This is a genomic window from Streptomyces sp. NPDC017890 (genome assembly GCF_044328675.1).
GTDB lineage: Bacteria > Actinomycetota > Actinomycetes > Streptomycetales > Streptomycetaceae > Streptomyces.
In genome coordinates this window covers 281,146-301,178 of the sequence record NZ_JBIRHU010000006.1, presented here as the reverse complement: position 1 = coordinate 301,178, position 20,033 = coordinate 281,146, and the positions used below count along the sequence as shown (strand labels likewise).

Genomic DNA, 20,033 nt, shown 5'->3' with positions numbered 1-20,033 from the left:
GGGCTCGCGGGGCTGGCCACCGACTTCGGTATCAGCGTGGACGACACTCCCCCGGCGGTCGCGCCCACCGGCTCGTCAACGGCAGCGACTGCCCCCCCCCCCCCCCCCCCCCCCCCCCCCGCCCCCCCCCGGCCCCCCCGGGGCCCCCCCCCCCCCCCCCCCCCCCCCCCCCCCCCGCGCCCGGTCACCGCGGCACGGTTCAGGCGCCGCTCTCCCGGAGCATGTCCTCACGCTCGACGAGCTTCACGCGCGCGCGCCCCTGCGGCTCACCCAGCGCCTTCTCCGCGGCGTCGAGGCGGTACCAGCCGTCCCAGGTGGTGAAGCGGACGTTCCGCTCGGCGAGGAAGGCGTCCACGGCCTCCGGCGCGGGCGACGCGGGCGTCTGCAGCCTGTCGTTCGCGTAGTCGTCCAGCAGGTTGGACACCGTCTCGTTGGCGTCGCCCTTGGTGTGGCCGATCAGGCCGACCGGGCCGCGCCGGATCCAGCCGGTGACGTACGTGGACGACAGGGGCTCACCGGACTCCTGGACGACCCGGCCGCCCTGGTCCGGGACCGTGCCCGAGTCGATGTCCCAGGGCAGCTTGGGCAGCTGGTCGGACAGGTAGCCGACGGCCCGGTAGACCGCCTGGACGTCCCAGTCCTTGAACTCGCCGGTGCCCTTGACGTTGCCGGTGCCGTCCAGCTCGGTGCGCTCGGTGCGCAGGCCCACGACCTTCCCGTCCTCGCCGAGGATCTCGGAGGGCGACTCGAAGAAGTGCAGGAACAGCTTGTGCGGCCGGTCGCCGACGTCGCGGATCGCCCAGTTCTCCAGGGTCTTGGCGACCATGTCGGCCTGCTTGTTGCCGCGCCGGGTCGCGATCGAGCCGTCGTCGTAGTCGATGTCCTCCGGGTCGACGATCACCTCGATGTTGGGGGAGTGGTCCAGCTCCCGCAGCTCCATCGGGCTGAACTTCGCCTGCGCCGGGCCGCGGCGGCCGAAGACGTGGACCTCCAGAGCCTTGTTGGCCTTGAGGCCCTCGTACACGTTCGGCGGGATCTCGGTGGGCAGCAGCTCGTCCGCCGTCTTGGCCAGGATGCGGGCCACGTCGAGGGCTACGTTGCCGACGCCGAGGACGGCGACCTTCTCCGCCTCCAGCGGCCAGGTGCGCGGCACGTCCGGGTGACCGTCGTACCAGGACACGAAGTCGGCCGCGCCGTACGAGCCGTCGAGGTCGATGCCGGGAACGGACAGCGCCCGGTCCGCGGTGGCGCCCGTGGCGAAGATCACACCGTCGTAGAAGGTGCGCAGGTCGTCCAGGCTGACGTCGGTCCCGTAGTCCACATTGCCGAAGAGGCGGATCTGCGGCTTGTCGAGCACCTGGTGCAGGGCCGTGATGATGCCCTTGATCCGCGGGTGGTCGGGGGCGACGCCGTAACGGATCAGTCCGAACGGGGCGGGCATGCGCTCGAAGATGTCTATGGACACACCGGGGTCGGTGGCCACCTCGGACTTGAGCAGGGCGTCGGCGGCGTAGATCCCGGCCGGGCCGGATCCGACGATGGCTACCCGCAGAGGGCGGGGCATGTTCAGGTTCCCTTCGAGCGGTGACAGATCGACTCTGCGGGAAGCCTAAACTGAGGCAAGCCTAAGTCGGTACGCGGGTCCGGTCTATGAGGCCATAAGGGCGGCTTATGGGTTCTCATGGGGTGGCTTTGTGCCCGGCTTTGTGTCCGGGCTGTGTCCGGGTTTGAACCACCCGGCACGGGTGACGCAGGCGTGAGGCGCGACGATCGCGCCCCGGGTCCACCTCACGAGGGGAGTCTGCGTGCACCGTCCGGACGACCGCCCGGATCCGAACCGGTGGCGGGCCCTCTGGGTGACCCTGGTCGCCGGATTCATGACCCTGCTGGACGTGACGATCGTCGCCGTCGCCCTGCCCTCCATGCAGCGGGGACTGCACACCTCGGCGGCGTCCGTGCAATGGGTCGTGTCCGGGTACGCCCTCGCGTTCGCCCTGACCCTGGTGACGGCCGGCCGCATCGGCGACACCTTCGGCAGACGACGCGTCTTCCTCGTCGCACTGGCCGCCTTCGTGGTCTTCAGCGCCGCGGCGGGGGCCGCGCCGGGCATCGAGCTGCTGGTGGTGGCCCGGATCGCCCAGGGAGTCGCCGCGGGCAGCCTCGCGCCGCAGAACTCGGCACTGATCCAGCAGATGTTCCGGGGCGCGGAACGCGGGCGCGCGTTCGGACTGTTCGGCGCCACCGTGGGGGTGTCCAGCGCCGTGGGGCCGGTCGTCGGCGGTCTGATCCTCGCGCTGGCCGGCCCCGAGGGCTGGCGGTGGATCTTTTACGTCAACGTCCCGATCGGCGCCCTGGCCCTCCTCCTCGGCTTCCGCCTGCTCCCCCGGGTGGCCCCCGGCGGCCGCGGACACCTGGACCCGGTGGGAGTAATGCTCCTCGGTGCCGGGATCCTGGCCCTGATGCTGCCGCTCGTCCTCGCCGAGGGCGGCGGAGTGGGCCGGGTGTGGTGGCTGTTCCCGACGGGACTGCTCGTCCTGTTCGCCTTCGTGCGGTGGGAGCGCCGCGTCGCCCGCCGCGACGGACAACCGCTGCTGGACCCCGGGCTGCTCACCGAGACCCGCGGTTACGCCACAGGGGCGGGCCTCGCCGCCCTGTACTTCGTCGGCTTCAGCGGGGTGTGGCTGGTGTTCGCGCTCTTCTTCCAGAACGGGCTGGGATTCTCGCCCCTCATGTCCGGCCTGGCGGTGACCCCGTTCGCCGTGGGCTCCGCCACCGGGGCGGCCGTGGCGGGCCGGCTGGTCGACCGGCTGGGACGGCTGCTGACCGTCTGGGGACTCGTCCTCGTCATGCTGGGGCTCGGCACGACCGCGCTGGTGCTCTGGCTCGCCCCCTCCGACCGGGCCGCCTGGATCGCGGCCCCGGCGCTGCTGGCCGGCGGGCTCGGCAGCGGCTGTGTGATCTCCCCCAACATCACGATGGCGCTGCGGGACGTCCCGGTGCGGATGGCGGGCGCTGCCGGGGGTGCCCTGCAGACGGGGCAGCGCCTCGGCGGCGCTGTGGGCACCGCCGCGCTGCCGGGGCTGTTCTACCTGACGCTGGACGCCACCCACGACGACTACCACGAGGCCGTGGCCCTCTCGGTCGGCTCCGGGGTCGCCGCCATGCTGTGCGCGCTGGCCGTCGCGGTCTTCGACTGGCGTCGGGACCGCTCCGACCGCGCCGGGCGCTGCCCGCCGGAGACGTCCCACAGCCACACCCACGCGGGGCAGGGCTGAGACGCTCCCGGCACGACGGCGAACCGGCCCGGCGCGCTCAGCGGCGTTTGCCGAACTTCCGCAGCATCTCCTGGGCCTGCGCGCGGCGGCGGGGGTCCGAGGCGGCCCGGCGGACCTGCTCCGCCGTCCGGCGGCCCTGCGGGCTGCGCGCGAAGCGCTTGATCCGGTCCAGCATTCCGGCCATGACGTTCCTCCGAGTCGACGACGGATCTTCTTGTCCGTCCTCCTACCCCGCGGCCCTGCGCTCACCCCGGCGGCCGTCCCCGGGTTTGACCGCTCCGTGCCGGGCGACCCGCAGTAGCAGGACATCCGAAGCGAACGCCGTGAGGTGAGCAGTTGTGGCCGGCAACCAGAAGTCCAAGGCCAAGATGGAGCAGGCCAAGGGGAAGGCCAAGGAAGCGGCCGGCCGGGCCGTCGGCAACGAGAGGATGACGGCCGAGGGCCGCGCCGAGCAGTCCAAGGGCGACGCCAGGCAGGCCAAGGAGAAGGGCAAGGACACGTTCCGGCACTGACACCGGAACCGACGGGCGGCACACGGGCCGCGGAACCCGGCACACGGCCGGTTCCGCGGCCCGTTGCGCGGGGGCTGCCGCCAGGAACGCGCATGTCCTGGCGGGGCCGGGACCGGCGCGAGGTGCCTGCGGGGCGCGCCGGTGCCGTCAGGGGACCGGCTGCTCCGCCCAGATGACCTTGCCGGCCGGGGTGTAGCGGGTGCCCCAGCGTTCGGCGAGCTGTGCGACGAGGAACAGCCCGCGCCCGCCCTCGTCGGTCATGGCCGCGTAGCGCAGGTGGGGCGAGGTGCTGCTGCTGTCGAACACCTCGCAGACCAGGCTGCGGTCGCGCAGCACCCGGACGTGGACGGTCTCACCGCCGTACCGGATCGCGTTGGTGACCAGCTCGCTCAGGATCAGTTCGGTCGTGAACGCCAGCTCGTCCAGTCCCCACTCGGCCAGCCGTCCGGTGACCTGGGAGCGCACCTCGCCGACCGCCGCCGGGTCGTTCGGCACCTCCCACTCGGCGACCCGGTCGGGACCGAGCGCGTGGGTGCGGGCGACGAGCAGGGCGATGTCGTCGCCCGGCCGGTCCGGGAGCCGGGCGTCGAGCACGGCCCGGCAGGTCTCCTCGGGCGACTCGCCGGCCGTCTCCAGCGCCCGGCGCAGGTGTTCGAGGCCGACGTCGATGTCGTGCTCCCGGTCCTCGACGAGCCCGTCGGTGTACAGCACGAGCCGGCTGCCCTCCGCCAGGCGCAGCTCGGTCGTCTCGAACGGGAGGCCGCCCAGGCCCAGCGGGGGGCCGACGGGCACCTCGGGGAACTCCACGCCGCCGTCGGGCCGGATCAGCGCCGGCGGCGGGTGGCCCGCCCGGGCGATCACACAGGTGCCGGAGACCGGGTCGTAGATCGCGTAGAGGCAGGTCGCGCCGGTGACCGGGGCGCTGCCGTCGTCGGCCGCCTCGTCCTGGTCGATGCGGCCGACCAGTTCGTCCAGCAGGCCCAGCAGCTCGTCGGGCGGCAGGTCGAGGGCGGCGAAGTTGTGCACCGCCGTCCGCAGCCGTCCCATGGTGGCGGCGGCGTGCAGCCCGTGGCCGACGACGTCACCGACCACGAGCGCCACCCGGGCCCCCGACAGAGGCAGTACGTCGAACCAGTCCCCGCCGACCCCCGCCTGCGCGGGCAGGTACCGGTAGGCGACGTCCAGGGCGTTCTGCTCGGGCATCCTGCGGGGCAGCAGACTGCGCTGGAGGGTCACCGCCATGCTGTGTTCGCGGGTGTAGCGGCGCGCGTTGTCGATGGAGACCGCGGCGCGCGCGACCAGTTCCTCGGCGAGTGCCAGCTCGTCCTCGTCGAACGGTTCGGGCTTCTCGGAACGCCAGAAGCTGACCACGCCCAGCACGAGGGTGCCCGCCCGCAGCGGCACGGTGATCAGGGAGTGGACGCCGTACTCCACCACCTGCGCGGAGCGTTCGCGGTCCTGGGCCTGCCAGCCGTGGGCGTCGCCGAGGCGGGGTTCCAGGACGGGCCGGCCGGTGTGCAGGGACCGGCCCTGCGGGGAGGAGGCCACGAAACGGATCTGCCGGCCCACGGGGTAGAGCGGGACCTCCTTGCGGATGCCACTGAGCGCGGAGCGGCGCAGCGGGGTGACGCCTCCCGGCTGGCCGCCGGCCAGTACGGTGTCGAACAGGTCCACGCTGACGTAGTCCGCGAACCGGGGCACGGCCAGCTCCGCCAGCTCCTCGGCGGTACGGGTGACGTCCAGGCTGGTGCCGATGCCCACGCCGGCGGCGTACAGGATGTCCAGGCGCTCCCGGGCGGTCTCGGCCCGGCCGGACAGGGCCCGCAGCTCCGTGGAGTCGCGGAGCGTGGCGACACTGCCGGCCGGTCCGCCCCGTACGTCGGTGGGCCGCTGGTTGACCGCCAGCAAGCGGTCCTTGACCAGATGCACCTCGTCCGTGGCGACCCGTCCGGAGACGAGCAGCTCCGCGGTGTCGGCCGGGAGCCCGAGGTCGGGGACCTGCCGCCCCTCGGCATCGGCGGGCAGGTCCAGCAGACGCTGCGCCTCGTCGTTGGCGAGCAGCAGCCTGCCCTCCGCGCCGACGATGAGCACGCCCTCCCGGACGCTGTGCAGGACCGCGTCGTGGTGCTCGTACATCCGGGTCATCTCGTGCGGGCCCAGACCGTGCGTCTGCCGCAGCAGCCGCCGGCCGACGAATGCCGTGCCCGCCGTCGCCAGGACCAGTCCGATGCCCGCCACGATCAGTACCAGCGGCAGCTGCCGCTCGGCGGCACCGCCCACGTTCTCCGTCGTGATGCCTGCCGAGACCAGGCCCACGACCGTGCCGTCGGCCGCCTTGACGGGGACGACGGCCTGCACCAGCGGGCCGAGCGTCCCCTCGATCTCCTCGGTCACCGTCTCCCCGGCCAGCGCGGGGGCGATGTCTCCCACGAACTCCTTGCCGATGCGGTCCGGCTTGGGGTGGGTGTAGCGGATGCCGTCGGTGTTCGTGACGGTGACGAAGTCCACGCCCGTGGCCCTGCGCACCGCCTCGGCCCGGGGCTGGAGGACCGCCGTGGGGTCGGGGCCGCGCAGCGCCTCCCGGATGCCGGGGGAGTCGGCGAACGTCGCGGCGACGGCGACGGACCGGTTGCGGGCCTCCACCGTGCTGTCGTGCCGTACCTGGAGCACCAGCGCGATGGCGGCGGCCACCACGAGCAGCAGGACGATGATCACGTTCATGACGAAGACCTGGCCGGCGACGCTGCGCCCGGACAGCGCCGAGCGCACGGCCGCGGCGCGCCGCGGCCGCCCCGCGCCCGCCCCCCGCCGCGACCGGTCCGCGTCGCGCGGGTGCCGGGCCGGCGGGCCGCTGGGACGACGGGGTGACCGCTCTCCCGATCGACCCATCAGTCGGACCATGTGCCCATGTCTACACTGCCGGGCGCGAGGAGGCGAGGGGCACCCCGGTGCCGGAGCGGTCCGCCGGCCCCGGGCCCGCCGCCGCCCTCACGGGTGACTCCCCCGCCGGGGGCGGCGGGTGGCGAGCAGCAGGGCGATGTCGTCGGGACGGTCCACGGCCTGGCGGGCGGTGACGACGATCCCGTCGGCGACACCCGCCAGCGAGTGGCTGCCAGGCCGTTCGGCGGGCGTCCCGGCCCTGGCCAGCGCCAGCCGCAGCGCGGTGATCCCGTCGTCGATGTCGGTGCCGGGCCGCTCCACCAGCCCGTCCGTGTAGAGGGCGAGGACGGCACCGGGCTCGACCGGGAACTCCGTCAGCGGGTACCGGGCCCCCGGGTCCACGCCGAGCACCACACCGCCGGGCAGGTCCAGTGCCTCGGTGCGTCCGTCCGGGTGGCGCAGGAGAGGCGGCAGGTGCCCCGCGCGGGCCGCGCAGGCCCGTCCGGTCGCAGGGTCGAGGCGGACGTAGCAGCAGCTCGCGAACAGACCCGGGTCCAGGTCGGTCAGCAGGTGGTTGACGCCGCTCAGCACCTCGTCGGGCGGACGGTCGCCGAGGGCGAAGGCGCGCACGGCGCTGCGCAGTTGCCCCATCGTGGCCGCCGCCTGCACGCCGTGCCCCTGCACATCGCCGATGACCAGGGCCATGCCGTCCCCCGAGGCGACGACGTCGTACCAGTCACCGCCCACGTCCATGCCCTGGGTCCCCGGCACATAGCGTCCCGCGGTCTCCAGCAGGGGGTGCGCAGGCAGCCGCCGCGGCAGCAGGGCCCGCTGGAGTCCGCGGGCGAGGGCGGTCTCGGTCTCGTAGCGCCGGGCCTTCTCCATGGCGTGGGCGATCACCCCGGCGAGGGCGGTGAGCACCGCGCGCTCCTCGGTGCCGAAGCCGCGGGCGCGGTCGAAACCGAGGATGCAGGAGCCGACCGGGCGCCCGGAGGCGATCAGCGGCAGGAAGGCGCGGGCGCCCTCCGTGGCGTCCAGCGGAATGCCCGGGTACGCGGCGGCCAGTGCCTGCATGGAGTCGAAGAAGAGCGGCCGGCCGCTGGTCAGCGTCTCGACCCCGGGCAGCCGGGCGTCCAGCGCCACCCCCTCGAAGCGTGTGAGGAAGCCCGGTGGGAAGCCCGTCTCCCACGCCAGATGCAGATGGCGGTCCTGGAGCAGGTAGATGGCGAGCCGGCGGCCGCCGAACGCCGGCAGCAGCTCCCGCACGACCACGGCGGACACCTGGCGGGCGGTGACGGCCTCGGTCAGGGCCACGGCCAGGACGATGGGGCGGTACACGGGCGCCGTGGTGGCGACGGCGTCCGGCGAGGGGCCGCCGTCACCGTGCGCCGCTTCCGGCGCGCCGTGCTCGGGTGCGGTACCGGCGGACATGTCGGCCACCCGGTTGGCCGGGCGGAGAGTGCCCGTCAGGAGATCCGGCCCCGGATGCACGGAGACGGCGAGCCAGTCTCCCTCGTAGGGCCGCGGAGTGGTCCGGCGGCTGTCGACGGGCGGCCGCCGGACATGGAAGCGGACCGGCTCGGGGGAGAGCAGGGCGCCGCGGAGGTGGTCCTCGTACGCGGCCTGGTCCAGCCAGGGCACGGCCTCCCAAAGAAGGTGGCCGACCAGCCGGGCCCGCGGCCGGCCCAGCAGCCGGGCGGCGCGCGGATTGGCGTAGACGATCGTGCCCAGGCGGTCCACGCAGAACACCCCGTCCGGAAGCAGGTCGGCCGCGGCGTCGGCCACGGTGCCGGTGGACGGATCGAGTACGACACCGCGCACCGGGCCGCCGACGGGTGGCGCGGCCGGTGGTCTCCACAGCTCCACCAGAAGCAGCGCACCGTCCGAGGCGCACACGTACAGGGGCAGCGGTGGAGGCCGGCCGGCAGCGGTCTGCCGCAGCGCCGCGGCGATCCGGTGCCCGTCGTCGGGGGCAAGGGCGCGGGTGAGCGTGTCGAGTGCGGTGGTGGCGGGTCCGTGGGCGGTCCCCGCCACGCCCAGCAGCGCGCACAGCGGCTCGTCGAGGGTGACGTCGCCGGTGGCCGGATCCCAGGCGAAACTTCCGGCGTGCTGAGCGTGCCGTACGGACGGGGGCGGCCGCAGGCACAGCGGTTCGCCGTCCCAGACGACCGGCGGGGCTTCGCGGTCCTCGTCCAGCCGCTCCAGGGCCGCACCGAGCCGCCGGGCCAGCCGTTCCACCCGGTCCGCCCCCTCCACCATCTCGGCGGTGTCCGACGCGCCGGGACGCAGGACGGTCAGGACGCCGTACGTCCGCGTCGCCCCGGCGACGGGCACGTACAGGGACCCGAACGGGAAGGGCAGGCCGGCCGCGAACTGCGGGTAGCGGCGCATGGTCTCCGCCGCGTTGGGCAGCACCACGCGGACGCCCAGCCGGTAGGCGTCGGCGACCGGGAACGGACTCTCGGCGTGCAGCCGCCACCACGGCCGGAACAGGGGCCCGGGCAGTCCGGCGAGAACGGCCAGCCGCAGCAGGCCGGGGGCGCGGGAGCACAGGTAGACCCCGCCCACATGGCCGCCGGCCGCGCCGATGGCCTGGGCACATGCGTCGGTCAGCAGGGTCGTCAGCCGTCCGGGCATGCGGTCCGCGTCCTCGGCGCCAGCACTCATCGGCCCCACCTCGTCGGCCCCGTCGTCCGTGCGCCGTCACGCGGGCGACACAGCAAGAATGCGCCACCACAGCCGGTCGCGCACGTGGCCCGGGCCGCACGGGTGAGTACGACGGGGCGTTGACCCCGCGTCCGGGAGTCCGTAACCTCCTCCGCGACATTCGGAAACTCTACCGAAACTTTCGGAGTTTCTTGCCCTTCCGAACGGCCTCCGCACACCGATTCAAGGAACGGGATGACATGCGCATGACTCTGTTGCGTCTCTCGAGAGCGGCCACCGCCGGGTTCGTCGCCGCGGCGGCGCTGATGGCCGCGGCACATTCCGCCGAAGCCGTCCGAGCCCCCGAAGCCGTCCGAGCCGCCCAGGCCGCCGACTCGCTCGGGTCCGCGGCGGCCGGCCAGGGCCGCTACTTCGGCACCGCCGTCGCGGCGAGCCACCTCGACGAGGCCGACTACGTCGCCACGCTGGACCGCGAGTTCACCTCGGCGACGCCCGAGAACGAGATGAAGTGGGACGCCACCGAGCCCAGCCGCGGCAACTTCACCTTCGGCGCCGCCGACCAGGTCGTGGACCACGCCCGGAGCCAGGGCATGGACGTCCGCGGCCACACCCTCGTCTGGCACTCCCAGCTGCCCTCCTGGGTGGGCAGCCTCGGCGCGGCCGACCTGCGCGCCGCCATGAACAACCACATCAACAGCGTGATGGGCCACTACAAGGGCCAGATCCACAGCTGGGACGTCGTCAACGAGGCCTTCCAGGACGGCGGCAGCGGCGCCCGGCGCAGCTCGCCCTTCCAGGACAAGCTGGGCAACGGCTTCATCGAGGAGGCGTTCCGCACCGCCCGCGCCGCCGACCCGGCCGCCAAGCTCTGCTACAACGACTACAACACCGACGGCGTCAACGCGAAGAGCAATGCCGTCTACGACATGGTCAAGGACTTCAAGTCCCGCGGCGTGCCCATCGACTGCGTCGGTTTCCAGGGTCACTTCAACAGCGCCTCCCCGGTCCCCTCCGACTTCCAGGCCAACCTCCAGCGCTTCGCCGACCTCGGCGTCGACGTGCAGATCACCGAACTCGACATCGAGGGCTCCGGCACCGCCCAGGCCAACAGCTACTCCCGCGTGGTCGGGGCCTGTCTCGCCGTGGACCGCTGCACCGGCATCACCGTCTGGGGTGTCACCGACAAGTACTCGTGGCGCAGCAGCGGCACCCCGCTGCTGTTCGACGGCAACTACCAGGCGAAACCCGCCTACGACGCCGTCCTCACGGCCCTCGGCGGTGACGGCGGCGGTGAGCCGGGCAGCGGCACGGCGACCTGCACCGCCACGTACACCAGGACCGCGGACTGGAGCAGCGGCTACAACGGCCAGATCACCATCACGGCGGGCAGCGAGCCGATCGGCTCCTGGACGACGACCGTCACCTTCGCCTCGCCGCAGCAGGTCCAGGCCACCTGGAACGCGACGCCCACCTGGGGCGGCAACGTCATGACGGCACGGCCGAGCTGGAACGGCTCCCTGGCGGCCGGCGCGTCGACCAGCTTCGGATTCACCGTGACGAAGAACGGCAGCGACGCCGCACCCACCGTCGGAGCCTGCACCGCCTCCTGACCCTTGCGGAGCACCGGGCCGCCCCGAAGTCCACGACGGGTGCCGGGGGCGGCCCGGTGCGCCTCGCCGCGGCCCCCGACGGCCGTGCCCGTCACCGACCGGGACGGTGCCCTTTCCGGCGCACTCGGCCCGGGCCTGTCCGAAAAACGGCGCGTCCGGCGGAAGTTGGGGCAAAGAGATCGTGAGAACCGCTCCGGTGCGTATGGTGAAGGGCCGGGGGCCAGCGCTTCCCCCACTCGGCTACTCGGCCCCGGACCGGACGGTGAGGCTCTGTATGACTCCCGCGCACAGACCCGATGCCGCGGACGCCTCGGCCGTGACCACGGTGGTGGAGTTCAGGGGCGGGTCGGCGATGATCCCGGCCTCCCGGGACGTCGTGCACGGCTTCGTCGCGCGCCTCGGCGAGCGGGGCGTCGACCTGGCCGACACCTTCCTGGACGCCGCCCGGCTGGTCGCCAGCGAGCTGGTGACGAACGCGCTCCGTCACGCGCCCGGCCCCTGCCGCCTGGAACTGACCCTGGTGGACGACGGCGTGCAGATCGCGGTGTCGGACACGGGGGACGCCTTCCCCACGTTCCTGCCCCCCGACCCCCTGAGGGTCGGCCGGCACGGTCTGGAGATCGTGACGCGCCTGTGCGACGAGGTCATCACCAGGCCCCGGGCGACGGGAAAGACGGTGTACGCGCGCTTGCCGCTGCGTTGACCTCCGTCAGCCGGCCAGGGCCTGCTCCACGGTCGGGTAGCAGGCGATGAGCGCGTCGACGCCCACGAGTTGCAGCACGCGCTCGACGGCGTGCTGCGCCGCGGCGAGCCGGAACCAGACGCCGTGGGACTCGGCCGCCCGGTGCGCGGAGATGAGCACGTTGATGCCGCTGGAGTCGAGGAAGGCCACCTCGCCGAGATCGACCACCGTGCCCGGCGCCGTCTGCACGCTGGACAGCAGGACGTCGTGGAGCTGACTGCTGCCGTCGAGATCGACTTCCCCGGCGAGGATGACGATGCCGACGCCTTCGTCCGTGGTGGTACGGGTGATCAGCAGCCGCTCCGGTACCGCCGCTCCCTCTATGTCCGCCACGCTCGCCTCACTTCTCGCATATGCCCGGTCGGCACTGGTGGCTCGATGCTAAGGCTCTTCCGGGCCTCCGTGGGCCACTTGTGCGGACCGGGCGCCCGGGACCGGACGCGAAGGGCTCGACGCGCGCGACGGCGCTCCTCTGACTACGGTCGAGGTGTGGTGGCTCACACATTCGAAGAGCTCGTACACAAGCGTCGCGCGGCGGACCTGGCACAGCACCGGGTCGAGGAGCTGCGGGACTCGTACGGGCCTCCCACGCAGTACCAGTGGACCCAGCGGCAGTCCGACACGTACGAGACCGCCGTACGGGCCTGGCGCGACCTGGACCGGGACGCGCAGACCGCGATGACGGAGTACGTCAAGGAGGGGGGTCAGTCCCGGCACAAGATCGAAGCGAAGGTCCGCAAAGCCGTCCAGGACGGCGGACAGGGCACCTGACCGGTCCCCGACGGGGCTGGAAACCGGACGGACCGGTCTTTCAGCCCCGCCGGAACGTGCAGGTCATCGTGGACGCCGAGCCCCGCCCGGTAGCGGCGACCGCCCGCCCTGAGGGGTTGAGCGATGGGTTCGCCCTTCCAGCGGGCGTGACGACGAGTATCCAGATGAGGGCAGCGTCCCCGTCCGTGAGGCGTTCCGGCTCGTGGAGCACATCGGCGGCACAAGCTCTTGGCCTGCGGACGCGCGTTGGGTGGTCGATCGCTGAGCGAGCTGTCGCCTTGCCCGGATGAGGATCGCGGCGAGGCCGCGTCGCTCGACCGCGTTGTGCTGCTGGTACGCCTCCGCGTCGAAGGACGGCGGTCGGCCGCCTGCACTGCCTCGCCGCAGACGGCCGATGTGGTCGGAGGGCTGGGGGATGACAGCGCGGATCCCGCGTCGGCGGAGGTGAACTCCGGATTGCGCGAGACGAATACGCGCGGTCCGCCAGGACGGCGTCGGGGCGGGTCCTCGGTCTCCCGGGTTCCGCTGCGCGGCACACGGATGCCGGCGATGCAGCGTCGAAGGCCGGGGCGTCGCCCGCCTGGCCTGCCGTGATACGGAGGGCCAGAGGTAGCACCAGGTGGGAAGCGCCTACACGAAGCGGTACACCAATGAGTTCAAGCGGGACGCGATCGCGCTCGTGGGTTCCTCGGGCAAGACGGTCACCACCGTCGCGCGGGGACTCGGGATGAAATCACGGGGAAGTCACCCTCCCTCTTCACCCCGGACACCTTGCAAGAGAAAACCGAACAGCCCACTCAACCGCATCCACCCATCTGGACACTGACATGAGAACCTACCGGGCTAGAGCACGAAAACTCCCATTTGAAGGCTTCCCCGTTCATGATCCGGCCAGACGAGTCCGGGTGGCACCCTGCGGGGGCTCGTGGGAGCATGAAGATCAGGACCGGGGTAATGAGCTGCCGCATATGCCTGATCTGCTCGGTAGAGGCAAACTAATTCCGGCGCACCTGAGAGCAAGGCCGCCGTCCACGTCGCCGACACCCGATCCCTTTATCAGGAAAAGTCACCGACGCGCCAGTCGCCCCCGCCCTTTCTTTACGCCCACGGAGTCAGGGGAGGTCTACGGATGACCTCGGAAGAAGGCAGAAGCTTCAGGTGTTCCGAGCAGGAATCGACTACCGGACATCAATACTCCGACACGGAGCATTCCCTTTCCGGCATGCCGTGGGGAAAGCTGCTTCCGGAACGGCACCCGAAGATGCACCCGCGCGTTTCCTCGACCTCGCACGACGAGGCTTTCATGGGCACCCCGACAGCCGTGCACATACCGGTAGGTGCCTCTCCTGGGCTCGTGGTGGTCCACCCGGACGACCGCCGACTGTACGTGAGTAATGTCCAGTCACACTCCGTGTCGGTGCTCGACGGCGACTGCACCACCGTGACCGCCACCGTTCCCGTCGGCCGGCACCCGTATGAGCTCGCCGTGTCCCCGGACGGAAGGCGCGTCTACGTGGCCGACAGCGGCTCGGACACGGTGTCGGTCATCGACACGGCCAGCGACCTCGTGTGCGCCAGCGTCCCCGTCAGCTCCGCTGCCAGCCTGGCCGTGTCTCCGGACGGGCAGTACGTCTACGCCGCCCAGTACCGCCCCGGCACCGTGTCGGTGCTCGACGGCGACTGCACCACCGTGACCGCCACCGTTCCCGTCGGCCGGCACCCGTATGAGCTCGCCGTGTCCCCGGACGGAAGGCGCGTCTACGTGGCCGACAGCGGCTCGGACACGGTGTCGGTCATCGATACGGCCAGCAGCCTCGTGTGCGCCACCGTCCACGTCGGCCGTGGTCCTGTCGACGTGAAAGCATCTCCGGACGGGCGTCGCGTCTACGTTGTCAATAACGGCTCGGACACGGTGTCCGTGATCGACACCGCTGGCTACCGCATCGCCGCGACCGTCCCGGTAGGTGCTGGGCCACTGAAGTCGGCCCTGCTGCGGGACAGTCGCTCGGTCTACGTGATCAACGCCCGGTCGGACACGGTATCGGTGATCGATACGGTCGGCAGCAGCGTGGCCGCGACCATCCCTGTCGACGAAACCCCCTACAACCTGGCCGCGTCTCCGGACGGACGATCCGCCTACGTGGTCCACTACGGCCCGGGCACCGTGTCAGTGGTCGACAGCGACTGCACCGCCGTCACCGCCACCGCTCCCGTGGGCCTCGGTCCGTACGGACTGGCCGTGGCTCGGAACGGGGACCACGTCTACGTGGCCAACTCACTCTCGAACACGGTGTCGCTCATCACCCTTTGAGGTCGGCACGACGAATCCGGCGATACGTCGACCATGTCGATCCGACCGGGGATCTATCGAGGTGATGGGGCAGGGGTGTCGCTTGCGGTGATCCGGCCGACCCTGTGACCGCCGGCCTCGGTGAACCACAGATCGCCGTCGGGACCAGCCGCGATACCGAACGGATGGCTTCCCGGCGTGGGCATCGGGTATTCGGTGACGGCCCCGACCGAGGTGATCCGCCCGACCCGGTTGCTCATGGCTTCGGTGAACCACACGTTGCCGTCGGGCGTGGCGGCGATGCCGCTTGCTCTGCGGTTCGCTCCGGGCAGCGAAAATTCGGTGACGGCGCCCGCCGGGGTGATCCGCCCGACGCGGTTGCCGTTGTACTCGCTGAACCACAGGTTTCCGTCAGACCGGGCTGTGATACAAGTCGGCTCGCGGTGCGGGCCGGGCAAGGAGAATTCAGTGAGAGCTCCGGCCGGCGTGATCCGGCCGATCCGGTTACCAAGGGGCTCGGTGAACCACAGGTTTCCATCCGACCCGGCGACAATATCGTAAGGAAAGCTGTCCGGACTGGGAAGGGGGAATTCTGTAATGACCCCGGGCGGAGTGATCCGGCCGATACTGTTGCCGTAAACAAATTCGGTGAACCACAGATTTCCGTCGGAGCCGCTAGTGATGCTGTAAGGGAACCTACCAAGAGGAAGACGGTACTCAGTGACGACCCCGGCGGGAGTGATACACCCGATATTGCCGACCCAGTACTCGGTGAACCACAGGTTCCCGTCAGGACCGGACGTGATACCGAAAGGGTGGCTTCGGGGGGTGGGGATGGGGTATTCCGTAACGGTGCCTGCCCGGGTGATCCGTCCGATCCGGTCTCCCGTGTACTCGGTGAACCAGAGATTCTCGTCGGGACCTCCCACGATCTCGAACGGGTAGCTGCTCAGCACCGGGAGGGTGTGCTCGGTGATGACACCCGCCGGAGTGATCCGCCCGACCCTGCCGCTCCAGCTCTCGGTGAACCACAGATTCCCGTCAGGACCCGCCGCGATCACGAACGGGGAACTCCCGGGAACCGGAAGGGTGTGCTCGGTGATCGCCCCTGCTGGCGTGATGCGTCCGATCCGGTTGCCCTCGTACTCGGTGAACCACAGGTTCCCGTCAGGACCCGCCGCGATGAAGTACAGCCCGCTGTCCGGGGTGGGCAGGGGGAACTCGGTGATGGCTCCGTCCGGGCTGATCCGCCCGACCGCGTTGCCGTGGTGCTCGGTGAACCACAGATTCCCATCGGAACCTGCCGCGATGACGTACGGTTCGCGGTCCGGCATCGGGAGGGAATACTCGGTGATCGCCCCTGCTGGCGTGATGCGTCCGATCCGGTTGCCCTCGTACTCGGTGAACCACAGGTTCCCGTCAGGACCCGCCGCGATGGCGTGCACCCCGCTGTCCGGCGTCGGGAGCGAGTATTCCGTCACGGCTCCCGCCGGTGTCATGCGTCCGATCCGGTTGCCTTCGTACTCGGTGAACCACAGGTTCCCGTCAGGACCGGAGGTGATGGCGGACGGCCAGCTGTCCGGCGTCGGGAGGGGGAACTCGGTGACGGCACCCGACTGAGTGATCCGTCCGATCCGGTTGGCGTCGTACTCGCTGAACCACAGATTCCCATCGGGGCCGGAGGTGATGAAGGTCGGCCCGCGCTCCGGTGTGGGCAGAAGGTATTCGGTGACGGCACCGTCCGGCGTGATCCGTCCGATCTTCGCGCTGTCGTACTCGGTGAACCACACATTGCCGTCAGTACCGGCCACAGCGCCGTACGGAACGGTGGCGGCTCCCGGGCTCGACAGAGGGAACTCGGTTATCACCCGAGTGCCGGACCGACTGGACACGCCGGCCATGGGCGGTCTCGACAAGCGACCTCGGCCGGACCTGTGCGGGGCGGGGTGCAGAGACATGGCGGACCTCTCAACGCCTTGTGCGCCGCGCCCGCCGGAACTCACAGAGCACATCACGAACCAGCCGGCGCGAAATGCCGGGACACTTCTCAGGACTCCTGGCCTCCCCTCAGGTCCAGAAGACCTCACTGGGTCCTACGGAACTGATGAATCCATTCGTCGCGATCACACGTACCAGCAGCTCCTGTTCCGAGGCGAACTGACGTGAGTCCAGCGTCAGGTGAGGAGACCTCAACCCCACACCCATGGTCTGCCAGGTCCTGCCGTGGTCAGTGCTGGTCTGGACGGTGAACGTGTGCCCTTCCTCGGCGGACCGGTCGAGGCGCGCCGTGACACTCAGCCTCTGGCTGTCGACGGCCACCACGCGTACATCCCGCGCCACCGGCGGTGCTCCGCCCGCGCGGAAGGTGTCCACCACGTGCCCGCCCATCACCAGCTCGATCATGGCCTCGTCCGGGCCACCGGGCAGCACCACATCCACGATGCCCACCCGGTCCTCCCCGGGGAGCAGTTCGGAATCGAGCTTCACGGGCGCCGGGTGCTCCCTCACTCCCCTGCCGTCCCGGGCCGTCACGCGCAGGAGGACCGGACTGTCCGGAGCAGGCTCGGTGGGTGCCAGATTCGGTACCGGATTGACGAAGGCGACGTTTCCTTCCCGCCGGGACAGGTTCACCGTGGCGACCACGTTGACTGCACTCGCTTCACGGCCTCGGACGTCGGACAGGACCGACGGCATGGCGTCCTCGGCACGCAGGCGGGCCCGGAGTCCCCCGTGGGTGTACACCGACATCCACTGACGGTCGCAGTAGGTCATCACGTCGTGCCACTGAGCCCCGGGAAGAGCAATCATCGGGAGGTTCTGAGTGGGGTCGCCCCCGAGACTCGGATGACCGACGTCGAACCCGGCGAAGGTCCCCTTGGTGGTGGACAGCTGGCCGGCCGGGAAGGGATAGTCGGCAAGATCGTCCGCGGTTTCGCCGCAGAACCCGGGGTGTTTCCGGCCGAACGTATGGCTCAGCTCATGGGCGCCGTACCAGTCACCGTAGGAATCGTCGACGTCCCAGGTGAAATTGGCGGGTGACGTCGCCGAGCCGGGTGCACCCGTGGGACCCGACGCCACCACCCCTGGATCGGGTGCGGTATCCGGAACACTCGCCGCGCTGCCGCGCATCCAGAAGCCCGTGTCGGTGACCATCCCGTAGTAGTGGGTGCGCGCGTCGGTGCCCGCGCTGACATCCTGCGCCCGGATCGTAGCCAGTTGAGCATTGACGTCCGCGGCAGTGAAGGGAGGTGTCGCCGTGGCGGCCACGGTGCGGAACAACGAGGCGACCCTGGCAACCGGGTAGGTCCGGCCGAGCCATGACGCGAGCAGGAAAACGTCGATGTCGCGCGATGTTTGGGTGGTCGGCGGCATGCCCCACTGGTAGGTGAAGTCAATGAGCTGCACCCGCAAGGGAGGACAGTGGTGGAACGCGACGGTGGGTCGCCGCTGGTCGCTGACTGCCATGGGGTTGCCGCTCGCGGTGTCGGTCACGCTGGACAGCCACATGGTGAGCTGCCCGGACAAGGTCGAGTCGAATGGGAGGACGAAGTTGAGACTGCGTCTCACATCGTGTCGCGTGATGGTGATGTCACCTGCGTCGGCGGGCTGGAGGGTGACCGTGTCCTGCGACGGGATGACCGTTGGCGGAGACGCCGGGGACGACCGCACGGAGAGCTCACCCCTGACCGTGATGGGCGCGCTGCCGTAATAGCTCAGGTACGCCCGGACGACGGTCCGTCTCTCAGCCACCAACGGGACCGATTGAGCCAGGTCTTGCACCACCTGCGTGGCTTCCAATGCGTCCATCCGCAGTGGGTTGCCACTCTCGGCGGGCAGCGTGACCGTGATCACCTCACCGGAACCGTCAGGGCAACTGACGTCGACCAGACGGCCACTGAAGAGTGCCTGGACCAGGACCTGAGCGTTGGTGCTCCTTGCGATGCGCTCGGTGTCGGAATCGTTCACGGGGAACGGGATGTACATCAGTTCGACCATCGATGGGTCATGGCCTATCTCCAGGCAGGCCTGCGCGCCCGGCAGCCAGGTCAGCCGCTGGACGTAGCCTCGCGTCACAGCCATCTCGAGCGCCTTCCAGAAATCAGACCGGTTCCACCTGGAGCATGGTGACCTTGCCGTCGTCGTCGTTGTGGGTGACCGAGACCGCGCGGTAGTTGGCCGCAGCGGCGGCGAACGTCTGGATGAGGTTGGCCGCGAATGCGGCGTCGGCCACCGAACCGTCGTTGGTCACATAGAGCACTTCGGCGTTGTTGACCCTGGGTCCGACCCAGACGCAGGCACCGGTCGGGGAAATGATGGACAACTGCTGCACAAGGCCCACGGTGACAGCCATGGCGGAACTCCCTCGGATCACTTGCAACAAACGCTCAGAGCGGATGACTGAGCACCCCGAGCTCGAGGGCGATGTCGCTGAAGTACCGCAGGTCTCCACGCAGACGGAGGCCCCCGGCGAGAAACTGCTTCCGTGCATCAACCTGCCCGTCGATGATGGCCTGGACGACTTCGGCGTCGCCGATCACCTCGACGAGAGCGGGCGTGCCCACGCCGGCCGACACGTTGTCGCGGAGCCGTACCTGGCTTGTCCCGCACTCGAGGACGTATGTTCCACCGCCCTGGCCGGACAGGTGCAGCACGATGTTGCCCGGCCGTATCGACCGGGTCGTCGCGAGCCTGTGAGCGACGGCTTCCAGCGACTCCTGCACCGCTCCTCTGGCGTGCGACGATACGTCGGGGTTCTTCTCCACGATGACCAGCTCCTGATAACACCGATGCGTTTCGATCGGGGTTGGCAGTCGGCAGTCCCGGAAGTCCCGAAATCTGTCGGCGTGATCCTTCTACCGAGCGAATCAGGTTCAAGCGGGGCAGCTGATGAACAGGAACCCTCCGCCCTCGTCCCAGTTCCTGTTCTTCATGCTCCCACCAGCCCCCGCAGTGTGCCACCCGGATTCGTCCTGGCCGGATCACTGACGGGGAGGCCTTCAAAAGCCTGCGCACAGGCCTGGACGACGCCCTGTGCGCCCCGGTCTACCCGCCGTACCTCGGCCGGCGTTCGTGTCCCGCCCTCCGAAGCGGGACACCGCGGCCACCCGGTTGACGACGACGCGGAGGTAGGGCTCCAGCGCGTGCCGGATGGCGCGTTGGCAGACGGCGCGGAACTGTTGCCGACCACATGCACGTTGTCGCGAGGGCGGATCGGCATGCCGAGCCGGAAGCGGCGCCTGCCGGCAGGGGCGGCTCTGTTCACCACGGGTGACAAGGTCCAGTACC

The 20,033-nt window shown here is 70.7% G+C and carries 16 protein-coding genes and 1 pseudogene; 7 read left to right on the top strand and 10 right to left on the bottom strand.

The features are described 5' to 3' along the window. Positions 1–199: 199 nt before the first annotated feature. The gene (locus ACH4F2_RS10800) at positions 200–1,564 is read right to left on the bottom strand and encodes an FAD-dependent oxidoreductase (protein ID WP_398132351.1); all 1,365 of its coding nucleotides are present in this window, start codon (positions 1,562–1,564) and stop codon (positions 200–202) included. A gap of 241 nt (positions 1,565–1,805) precedes the next feature. Between ACH4F2_RS10800 and ACH4F2_RS10795 the strand changes: the two genes are divergently transcribed. Beyond that, positions 1,806–3,275, top strand: a complete 1,470-nt coding sequence (locus tag ACH4F2_RS10795; RefSeq protein WP_398132350.1) for an MFS transporter — start codon at positions 1,806–1,808, stop codon at positions 3,273–3,275. 37 nt (positions 3,276–3,312) lie between these two features. Here ACH4F2_RS10795 and ACH4F2_RS10790 read toward each other — a convergent pair whose 3' ends face one another. Next, a complete protein-coding gene (locus ACH4F2_RS10790; RefSeq protein ID WP_398132349.1) occupies positions 3,313–3,459 on the bottom strand; it encodes a hypothetical protein in 147 nt (48 codons plus the stop codon). Between the two features lie 154 nt (positions 3,460–3,613). On the opposite strand from ACH4F2_RS10790, the gene ACH4F2_RS10785 reads away from it, so the two are divergent. Continuing rightward, on the top strand, positions 3,614–3,787 hold the full coding sequence (locus ACH4F2_RS10785) for a CsbD family protein (RefSeq protein ID WP_073728798.1): 174 nt from the start codon (positions 3,614–3,616) through the stop codon (positions 3,785–3,787). A gap of 147 nt (positions 3,788–3,934) precedes the next feature. On the opposite strand, the gene ACH4F2_RS10780 is transcribed toward ACH4F2_RS10785, so the two are convergent. Beyond that, complete coding sequence (locus ACH4F2_RS10780; protein ID WP_398132348.1) at positions 3,935–6,676, bottom strand: SpoIIE family protein phosphatase; 2,742 nt, start codon at positions 6,674–6,676, stop codon at positions 3,935–3,937. Between the two features lie 99 nt (positions 6,677–6,775). Continuing rightward, complete coding sequence (locus ACH4F2_RS10775; protein ID WP_398132347.1) at positions 6,776–9,334, bottom strand: SpoIIE family protein phosphatase; 2,559 nt, start codon at positions 9,332–9,334, stop codon at positions 6,776–6,778. A 239-nt stretch (positions 9,335–9,573) separates the two neighbouring features. Here ACH4F2_RS10775 and ACH4F2_RS10770 point away from each other — a divergent pair, with 239 nt between their 5' ends. After that, positions 9,574–10,944, top strand: coding sequence for an endo-1,4-beta-xylanase (locus ACH4F2_RS10770; RefSeq protein WP_398132346.1), 1,371 nt, complete (start codon positions 9,574–9,576; stop codon positions 10,942–10,944). 274 nt (positions 10,945–11,218) lie between these two features. Further along, positions 11,219–11,647 carry an ATP-binding protein gene (locus ACH4F2_RS10765; protein WP_398132345.1) on the top strand — a complete coding sequence of 143 codons (429 nt, stop codon included), beginning with the start codon at positions 11,219–11,221 and terminating at the stop codon, positions 11,645–11,647. A gap of 6 nt (positions 11,648–11,653) precedes the next feature. On the opposite strand, the gene ACH4F2_RS10760 is transcribed toward ACH4F2_RS10765, so the two are convergent. Next, the gene (locus tag ACH4F2_RS10760) at positions 11,654–12,019 is read right to left on the bottom strand and encodes an STAS domain-containing protein (protein WP_398132344.1); all 366 of its coding nucleotides are present in this window, start codon (positions 12,017–12,019) and stop codon (positions 11,654–11,656) included. 159 nt (positions 12,020–12,178) lie between these two features. Here ACH4F2_RS10760 and ACH4F2_RS10755 point away from each other — a divergent pair, with 159 nt between their 5' ends. Next, positions 12,179–12,457, top strand: a complete 279-nt coding sequence (locus tag ACH4F2_RS10755) for a hypothetical protein (protein WP_398132362.1) — start codon at positions 12,179–12,181, stop codon at positions 12,455–12,457. Between the two features lie 309 nt (positions 12,458–12,766). On the opposite strand, the pseudogene ACH4F2_RS10750 reads toward ACH4F2_RS10755, so the two are convergent. Next, positions 12,767–13,067 (bottom strand): annotated as a pseudogene (locus ACH4F2_RS10750) (transposase); the annotation flags it as partial. Positions 13,068–13,076: 9 nt separating this feature from the next. On the opposite strand from ACH4F2_RS10750, the gene ACH4F2_RS10745 reads away from it, so the two are divergent. Further along, positions 13,077–13,283: a transposase gene (locus tag ACH4F2_RS10745; RefSeq protein WP_398132343.1), complete on the top strand. Its 207-nt coding sequence runs from the start codon at positions 13,077–13,079 to the stop codon at positions 13,281–13,283. A gap of 303 nt (positions 13,284–13,586) precedes the next feature. Further along, the gene (locus ACH4F2_RS10740; protein WP_398132342.1) at positions 13,587–14,768 is read left to right on the top strand and encodes a beta-propeller fold lactonase family protein; all 1,182 of its coding nucleotides are present in this window, start codon (positions 13,587–13,589) and stop codon (positions 14,766–14,768) included. Positions 14,769–14,821: 53 nt separating this feature from the next. Here ACH4F2_RS10740 and ACH4F2_RS10735 read toward each other — a convergent pair whose 3' ends face one another. The 4 genes from ACH4F2_RS10735 to ACH4F2_RS10720 form a co-directional block, all read right to left on the bottom strand. Continuing rightward, complete coding sequence (locus tag ACH4F2_RS10735) at positions 14,822–16,558, bottom strand: hypothetical protein (RefSeq protein WP_398132341.1); 1,737 nt, start codon at positions 16,556–16,558, stop codon at positions 14,822–14,824. A gap of 256 nt (positions 16,559–16,814) precedes the next feature. Continuing rightward, on the bottom strand, positions 16,815–18,827 hold the full coding sequence (locus ACH4F2_RS10730; RefSeq protein WP_398132340.1) for a hypothetical protein: 2,013 nt from the start codon (positions 18,825–18,827) through the stop codon (positions 16,815–16,817). Between the two features lie 19 nt (positions 18,828–18,846). Next, positions 18,847–19,098 (bottom strand): hypothetical protein, encoded by a 252-nt coding sequence (locus ACH4F2_RS10725; RefSeq protein ID WP_398132339.1) that lies wholly within the window; start codon positions 19,096–19,098, stop codon positions 18,847–18,849. Positions 19,099–19,132: 34 nt separating this feature from the next. After that, positions 19,133–19,510 (bottom strand): SCP2 sterol-binding domain-containing protein, encoded by a 378-nt coding sequence (locus ACH4F2_RS10720; protein ID WP_398132338.1) that lies wholly within the window; start codon positions 19,508–19,510, stop codon positions 19,133–19,135. Positions 19,511–20,033: the final 523 nt, after the last annotated feature.